Origin of the sequence: Oceaniglobus indicus (genome assembly GCF_002751875.1) — a bacterium.
In the GTDB taxonomy this organism is placed as follows: domain Bacteria; phylum Pseudomonadota; class Alphaproteobacteria; order Rhodobacterales; family Rhodobacteraceae; genus Oceaniglobus; species Oceaniglobus indicus.
Map to the genome: position 1 here is coordinate 20,092 of NZ_NMZM01000017.1, position 8,057 is coordinate 28,148.

Consider the following 8,057-nt stretch of genomic DNA (forward strand, 5'->3'; position numbering starts at 1 on the left):
AATGTGGGAGTGGAAAAGGTGAGAGAAGATATTTTTCGGGACTGGCTCCATCGGCGTGGCCATCAGGACAGAACCATAGGCGCCCGCATCAGCAACGTGCGCCGGGTCGAGCAGTTCATAGGCGATCTGGATGAGGCGCTGGACAACGAAGGAAAGGAAAGCCTGCTCTCGAAATTCGCCTATAGCACGGAAGACGAGCGGCAGCAGCGTCCAAATCCGTCCCCCGTCCCAATTGACGGAGACCTTCGCACCGGGCTTGCAACTCTGCGGCAGGCCATAGGTCTCTACGACGATTTTCGGAACGATGATTTCGCGATGCCCGACAAGATTGATCATATGGCCTGGGTCAACAGGCTGACGAAGGCAGAAATACTGGCTGTCATGGATGATTGTGACGCCGAAGGAGCCGAAGCATTTCTGAAACGCGTCGGCTTTTCGAAGCCTCAGCAATGGACAAAGCGGCAGGATGACACGCAAAATCACAGTATCGCCGATCCAAATCTTTATCCTGCCAAGGCAACTGTCGCCACAGCTATCGCGAAGTTACCCGACGGGCCTTCACTGAATGCCCGGCAGTATTTCAATGGTTTCGGAGAAGCGCAATCGCGCGCGAAACTGCGCGAACTCGGGTTCGAAATAGTCGATATGAGAGAGGGCCGCGCGGCGTCGCGATTGACGCGTGACGATGTCGAAAAAGCAATGCTCGCATTTGATCAATACGAGAAGAGTGGAGCCCACTCCCGTATTTTCGACGCATTTGCTGATCCCAGCAGCTACTGGGTGCGTTCCACCTCCCGCGCGGCAGAACGCCCCTACCCGACCAAGCCGATTGTTGGGTACTTGCTCGACAAGACCTCTCTCAACGGCGGCTGGTCATCCGGAAGCGCGGCTGCGAGTTTGCACAATGCCGGATACATCATCGTCGATGCCGAAAGTGAGCCTTGCGACGTTCCCGAACACGATCATCTGCTCGGCGATGCAGATCGCATTCGGGCCTGTGCGCGGAATTACTTCATCGAACCGGCGCGGGATGCAGGCGAAAAGGAGGTCCCGATCCGCGCCAGTGATCTTGCGAAACTCATGGGCCTCACGAACGCTTTTCCGAATATATGTCAAGCGCTGGAGGGGCGCACGTTTCTGGAAATGATCGAAACCGCCGAGCCTGACATCACCGGCCCCAACCCCAGCAGCACGACGGTTTTCACCTATCAATTGACCGATCAAGATGCTCGGAGTGCGAGCCCCCACACGCCCGTTACTGGAGTTGCAGAGCCAATGGCCCCGACGAACCTGATCCTCTACGGCCCGCCGGGCACCGGCAAGACCTACGCCACCGCCGCTGAAGCGCTTGGCCTGTGCGGCGAACCCGTACCAGACAACCGCGGCGAGGTCATGGCGGCCTATGATCAGCTACGCGCAGAGAAGCGGATCGAGTTCGTCACCTTCCATCAGTCGATGTCCTACGAAGACTTCATCGAGGGACGGCAGCCCACCACCGAAGATGATGGTGAGGGCGGATCGGGAACCGGATTCCGCCTTGAGACGGTTCCCGGCATCTTCCGCCGGATTGCGAGCCGGGCGGAAAGCGGGATCTCAGTGCAGACAGGCGACGATGCAATCAGCCTGTCCGGCCGTCAGGTCTTCAAGATGTCCATCGGTCGCGCAAACATGGCGTCGGAAGAATACCTGTTCGAGGAGGCCATCTCGGAAGGTCACGTGCTGCTGGGATGGGAGGATATCGACTTCACCGACGATCGGTTCTCGGATGTCGATGAAATCCTGCAGGTCTGCCACGAGCAAGGCACGCGCGAAGGCGATGTGACGCTGCAATCCGGCCAGGTGGCGATGCTGGATGTCTTTCGCAATCAGATGGAAATTGGTGATATTGTTGTCGCGACCAAGGGTAACGGCTTTTTCCGGGCAATTGGCGAGGTCATCGGCAACTATGAATACCATCAGCGCGACAGCCGGGTCTACAGCCATCGCCGCGCGGTCCGATGGCTGTGGGTCGACAGGGAAGGCGTTCCGGCCAGCGAGATTTATGACGGCAACTTCACCATGCGGTCGATCTATCCCCTCTCCCCGTCGCGCCTCAACGTGGCCACGTTCGAGCGCTACATGAACAGCGACAGTGATAGTTCTCAGACAGAAATGCTGCCCTTCGTGCTCATCATCGACGAGATCAACCGCGCCAACATCTCCAAGGTGTTCGGCGAGTTGATCACCCTGATCGAGCCGGACAAGCGGACGGGGATGCCAAATGCGCTGAAGGTCCGCCTGCCATATTCCGGCGAGGAGTTCGGCGTGCCGGCCAACCTGCATATCCTCGGCACGATGAACACCGCCGACCGCTCCATCGCGCTATTGGACACTGCGCTACGCAGGCGGTTCGAATTCCGTGAGATGATGCCCGAACACGATATCAAAGAAATGCACGACGCGGCCGCACGGTGCGGCCTCGATCTGCCGCGGATTCTGACCTCCCTCAACGAACGGATCGAATATCTCTATGATCGCGAACATCAGATCGGACACGCCTATTTCATCAACTGCACATCCCGCGAGGACGTGGACGCGGTGATGCGGCACAAGGTCATTCCCCTGCTGGCCGAATACTTCTTCGAGGATTGGGGCAAGGTTGCCGCCGTTCTCGGGGATGCGGCATCACATGAGGGCCCGATCGACGGGGGATTCATGATCCGCATAATTCTGAAGGCACCGCCGGGATTGGACGACGTAGGCGATGGCGCGCCCCGCTTCCGCTGGTCCCTGCGACAGGATGGTTTCTCCTATGACGGACTGACCGGGCAATGATCCGGCGCAGCCTGCGTGAATGGGATCATATCGCATTCGGCACCTGCGAGGATACGATCCCCGAAACCCACGCCGCGCACCTGGTGGATGTCGCGCGGCGCTCACCTTTTTCCGGCCGGGGTGGCGACGGCGTCCTTGAGCATCGCCGCAAGGACATCCGTGCCCGGGGTGTCGTCGGCGTGATCTCGGCCCCCGGCTGCCAACTCGAGATCCTGCCCAAGATCGAGGCCATGGGCGAAGCGGAAAGCGCGTCAGACGAAACCTTGCGCCGCCGGCTCGTCCACATGCTGGCGGTGGCGCGCGACATCAGGATCGACGCGCAAACCGCGGCCCAACTCGGGTGGCAGCGCGACACCCTGCTCGAAATCCTGATCCGGCTGTTCTGCGGCAAGATGATCGAGGCCGTCCGGCAGGGTATTCCCCGTCGCTATATCGCGCATGAAGATGACCTGCCCGCCCTGCGCGGTCGCCTGGATGTAACGCGTCAATTTTCCACTCTTGCCGCCCAGCCGCAGAAACTGGCCTGTCGGTATGATGAGCTCTCACCGGATATTGCGCTCAATCAGGTCATGAAGGCCACGATACTCAAACTCAGCCGGCTGGCGACCGCACCCGACAACCAGCGCAGCCTGCGGGAGTTGTCGTTTGTCTATGCCGATATCTCGGCAATTTCGCGCACGGCGCTTCGGTGGGACCTCATCACCCTCGACCGCACCAACCGGCGCTGGCAAGATCTGCTGTCGCTTGCCCGGCTGCTTTTGGGTGAGCGATACCAGACCACAAGCGCCGGGCCGACAGACGGCCACGCATTGCTGTTCGAAATGAACGTTCTGTTCGAAGACTACATCTCCAAACTCCTGAAGCGCGCGCTCGCCGGTTCCGGCCTGCAAGTCACGACCCAGGGCGGTCACAGGAATTGCCTGTATGAAAACGGTATCGGACGCTTTCGCACCCGCCCCGACATCATCGTGCGCGACGGAAGCAAGATTGCAATCGTGATCGACACGAAATGGAAGCGCATGGCGCCAAGGATCGACGATCCCAAGCAGGGCGTAAGCCAGGCGGACGTCTACCAGCTCATGGCCTATTCGCAGATCTACGATTGTGATCGGGTCGTGCTGCTTTATCCGCATCACCACGGGCTTCCGGATCATCCCGTTTGTCAGACTTACGAGATTGCCGGACCCGAAGGCACAAACCGTCTCTTTGTATCCACAATCGACGTCTCGGCTTCCCATTCTGCTGTTTCCGCAGCCCTGACTTCGCTCGTGTCGAAAATTCTCCCCTGCCCTGATGCAGATATGATCTGACGACTGCGCACATGGGCTCAGATTGGGCCAACACTCCAGCGCACCATGGGGCGCAAAACCGGCCGATGAATTTGGGAGCGGCGCAAGGTGCCATCTGCTGCGGGCTCCGCGATCGATGATATCCGTCGGCAATATGGTACTTGAATTAATGCCCGGAGTACGTCACGACTCCGGGCACATTCTGGAGTCCGATTGAGATCAGTGTACAGTCGCGTGAAATTTTCCTTTGGAATCAACGTGGTTTAGCCAGGCGGATAGCCCCCTACCGCCGGAGCCAATTTTCTCGAATGAGATCAATATGATGAAGGCCGCCCCGAAGGGCGGCCATCGTCGTTTTTGGTAGGCTCTGCAACAACTCTACAACATTAGGCAGCGTCGGCAGAGCTTTCAGCCGTCATGCGCGCAAAGCGTTCGGGATCGTAGGAAAAGCCGAGGTAGCCGCCCTCATCTCGAACAACATCGGTTACGAAACCAAGATCGACATACTCGTTGATTATGCGCTGCGCGGCTTCAACGGTGCGGAGCGCCAAGTCGTCGGTTATGGACTGCTCTTGAGCAGCTTTGATTGAGTATTGCTGTGTCATGCCGCCACCTCGCTCTTGAGTTCGTCAGCGGCGTCACACCAGACGTTTTGCATCTCGCGGAGTTGACGCGCCATTACTTCGATTGCGCTGACAGCAAAGCCGAACTCGCTACTTGCCATCAAGATCGACAGCACTTCTCTGTCGTCGGGGTCTTGCGGGCAAAGTTTCTGACCTGCGACCAATACGTTGATTGAGCAGAAGCCAATGTCGCTTTCGTCAGGGTGCGTTGCGAGGATCGCGAGTGCGCGGTGAGGTGCATTGCCGCCATGACATAGTGGGCCAGCGGTTCAAACTCGAAACGCTGACGCAGGTAGTTGAGAAAAGCCTCCTCGAAACACTCGATTTGAAACGGCTGTTTTTCCAAGGAACTCGCTTTCGGTGACAAAGGGCGTGCCAACACGGCATAACGCAAACTGTCTGAAAGGACGAGATCATGTCTAACTTCAATACAAACCTTCTGCGATGAGACGGACCGTGACTACCCGTCATTCGTGCGTGATTTCATGACATGGTTCGCGGACAGCTTCCTGTTTGATCTAGACAAGCAGGGCGTCTTCCCGGCCCAAGACCGCAGGGGCGACGCAAAAGATCATCGTTGGCGGCGATACCAAGACTGCCACGCCCTGCTTGAGGGATGGCGCGATGGCGATCCCAAAGGGGCGCTTGAGGCGCAGGAGGAACGCTTCGAACTGGTTGAGCGGGTTGCGCAGCTTCGATCCGAGGCGCGCGATGATCATAGCGGCAAGGCGCACCGGAGGCGCAGCAAGGTCACAAAAACGGATGCGCAGGTTTTTGAGGAATTGGAAGATTGGTTCGGGGTTGAGGACTACACGTTGAAACGCCAGCACAAGAAACTCACGGAACCACGCGAGCACATGTCAGGTGTGTATCCGGTCGCGCTTGTTCACACAGGCGACCGGTTTGAGATCAAGGTCATCGAGATAGATGACGATGGAGTTTTCCGACCGCTGGAAAGTTAATCACAGCCTTCGGCCAACTTTTCCAGACGAAGGCTTCCCGCCCGCAGATTCCCAAGATACCATCTCGCAAAACCAAAATAGAAAGTCGCGAGATGAGCAAGAACGTCCACTTCAAGGGTAAAGGTCAGGCGCTTCGGCTGGGGGTCCAGCAGGAACTTGGCGGTGGCCCCCTTACCATATTCGGCGCAGCCGCCCAAAAGCATGACCTTTCAATCCGCGAAGTGACTGCCGGAGTCCTCGCAGAACTTGCGATTGAGTTTCCCAACCTTGAGTTTCGGCAGCGGAACTCTCTCAGCAAGTCAGAAATCCATGCCAAACTTCACGCGATTGATGCGCGGCTAGGAAAGGCTCTGTTTGTCGATAGCTCCAGCATTAGGCCCGATGGTGCCATTACTGAAGTCCTCGATAAGAACGGTAAGTGGCGCGTGATCATGATTGGGGAATCGAAACATCAGGGCAATGACGTTGAGAAGATTGTTGCTGGGGTTAAGCAGGGAAAGGCCAAAGACCAAGATTTCATGGTAGCTGGCAACGCGATTGAACGCGTCCATAAGAACATCGTCGAAATTCGTAACTTCATGATTGACGAGCGGCACTTTCCATATGTCGTCTTCCTACAAGGCTCCAACTTCGCTACGGAAACCTTTTCAGTCGCAACGCCGGATGGGCGGCAGATCGAGATTTCACACAAGGCAGGGATGCTAAATAGAATTGATCGTGTAACGGCGAGTAGCCTCGGTCGCGAGATTAACCAGAACTACTGCGAAAACATTGTAGTGCAAGCTGGTGACACCCCGATGATGCTACAAATCGCTTCCCTCTATTTTCAGGCAAACCCTTGGTCAGCAAAGGCTATGGCGGAAGTCCTGCTTGCCGTCGCCCAAACGTCCATACATGTGCTGTCAGACGACTTGGAAATCTGATAACGTCCGCGAACACCAGTCGCGAAAGTGTTTGGCTCCGGGCAGGAGGCCGTTTTTCGCGCCATGAGAACAACAAAGACAAGAGGATAGAGCAGCCCATGGCGAACAGATCACATAGAAATTCAGGCTTGCGTGCGATGAACGCTATGAACACGGCGGGGGAGAAGCATTCGTCTAAGGCAGCAGTAGGTGCCGAACTGCCCACCAACACCCGTCATGTTGTCGGAGTTGGCGATTGCTTGACTACGCTTGCGGCGATCCCCGACAATTCCATTCAACTAATTATCTGCGATCCGCCCTATAACATTCAGTTGGCTGACTGGGATAGTCATTCTAACTATATTGATTGGGCGAAGGACTGGCTTTCAGAAGCAGAGCGCGTTTTGGCCCCTACAGGCAATATCGCGATATTTGGCGGCTTGCAGTATCAGGGGGAAGCTGGATCTGGCGACCTGCTGTCGCTTATCTCCTATATGAGGCAGAACAGCAAAATGCTGTTGGCCAATCTGATCATCTGGAATTACCCAAACGGAATGAGCGCTCAAAGGTTTTTCGCTAATCGCCATGAGGAAGTCGCTTGGTTCGCCAAATCGAAGAAGTATTTCTTTGACCTCGACGCGGTGCGGGAACCTTACGACGAGGAAACGAAGAAGGTGTATATGAAGGACAAGCGCCTTAATCCTGAATCTGTCGAGAAAGGGCGCAACCCTACTAACGTATGGCGGATGCCGCGACTGAACGGTAATTCGAAAGAGCGTGTAGGCCACCCAACACAAAAACCCGCCGTCGTTATTGAGCGGTTGGTTCGCGCGCTTTCCTATCCGGGTTCGACGGTATTGGATTTCTTTGCTGGAAGCGGGGTTACAACTCGAGTCGCTATACAGGAAGGGCGCAATAGTATCTCATTTGACGCTGACCCGATTTTCGACGAGTATCTGACCAAACAATTGGAGTTGGTATCTGCTTCGGACCTGCTGAAAACCATCCCAAAGTTTGAGATTATTAAAGGCATGGAACATGTTGCTCGACTCGTGGAGATTGACGTGAAGGTGCCGCAGATCGCCGAAGCAGAGCAACCCGCGTAAGCCCCTGTCTAACGCGCGTTGTGGGCCAACAGGCGCAATGATGCCCAAAACACGTAGACACCCATCAGCGCGCGATATTTCAGGGGTGTTTGCCCGCGTCTCGTTGAACTCGTCGGGCGACCGTGGGCGCGCAAGTCACGAGCATCGCGACAGCGCGGGATTTCTTAACAAAACCCCCGCAAAGCCACCTCGCCGATATGCGCCCCGATGCTGCGATGATCGGACAGCCACAACGCCAGCGAGGCCGACACGGCAAGGTCCGCGTGACCGAATTTCGTGCCGCCTGAGCTACTCCCCGATCATTGGACAGGATCTGGCATAAATTAAGCTACTCGTTGCACCTGGTGATCGGGTTGGGTTC

General features: G+C 56.6%; 7 protein-coding genes. 5 read left to right on the top strand and 2 right to left on the bottom strand.

What is annotated here, in order from left to right; translation table 11 throughout:
• Positions 1–18: 18 nt before the first annotated feature.
• Positions 19–2,814, top strand: a complete 2,796-nt coding sequence (locus tag CFP68_RS18545) for an AAA family ATPase (protein ID WP_241524149.1) — start codon at positions 19–21, stop codon at positions 2,812–2,814.
• Positions 2,811–4,124, top strand: a complete 1,314-nt coding sequence (locus CFP68_RS17340) for an McrC family protein (protein WP_099828192.1) — start codon at positions 2,811–2,813, stop codon at positions 4,122–4,124. The genes CFP68_RS18545 and CFP68_RS17340 overlap by 4 nt, the downstream gene beginning before the upstream one ends.
• A 365-nt stretch (positions 4,125–4,489) precedes the next feature.
• On the opposite strand, the gene CFP68_RS17345 is transcribed toward CFP68_RS17340, so the two are convergent.
• Positions 4,490–4,708, bottom strand: coding sequence for a hypothetical protein (locus tag CFP68_RS17345; protein ID WP_099828193.1), 219 nt, complete (start codon positions 4,706–4,708; stop codon positions 4,490–4,492).
• Between the two features lie 118 nt (positions 4,709–4,826).
• Positions 4,827–5,072 (bottom strand): hypothetical protein, encoded by a 246-nt coding sequence (locus tag CFP68_RS18005; protein WP_145953485.1) that lies wholly within the window; start codon positions 5,070–5,072, stop codon positions 4,827–4,829.
• 139 nt (positions 5,073–5,211) lie between these two features.
• Between CFP68_RS18005 and CFP68_RS17355 the strand changes: the two genes are divergently transcribed.
• From CFP68_RS17355 to CFP68_RS17365, 3 genes are all read left to right on the top strand, one after another.
• On the top strand, positions 5,212–5,688 hold the full coding sequence (locus CFP68_RS17355; protein WP_099828195.1) for a hypothetical protein: 477 nt from the start codon (positions 5,212–5,214) through the stop codon (positions 5,686–5,688).
• 92 nt (positions 5,689–5,780) lie between these two features.
• Positions 5,781–6,611 carry an EcoRI family type II restriction endonuclease gene (locus tag CFP68_RS17360; RefSeq protein ID WP_099828196.1) on the top strand — a complete coding sequence of 277 codons (831 nt, stop codon included), beginning with the start codon at positions 5,781–5,783 and terminating at the stop codon, positions 6,609–6,611.
• 98 nt (positions 6,612–6,709) lie between these two features.
• Positions 6,710–7,696, top strand: a complete 987-nt coding sequence (locus tag CFP68_RS17365; protein ID WP_099828197.1) for a DNA-methyltransferase — start codon at positions 6,710–6,712, stop codon at positions 7,694–7,696.
• Positions 7,697–8,057: the final 361 nt, after the last annotated feature.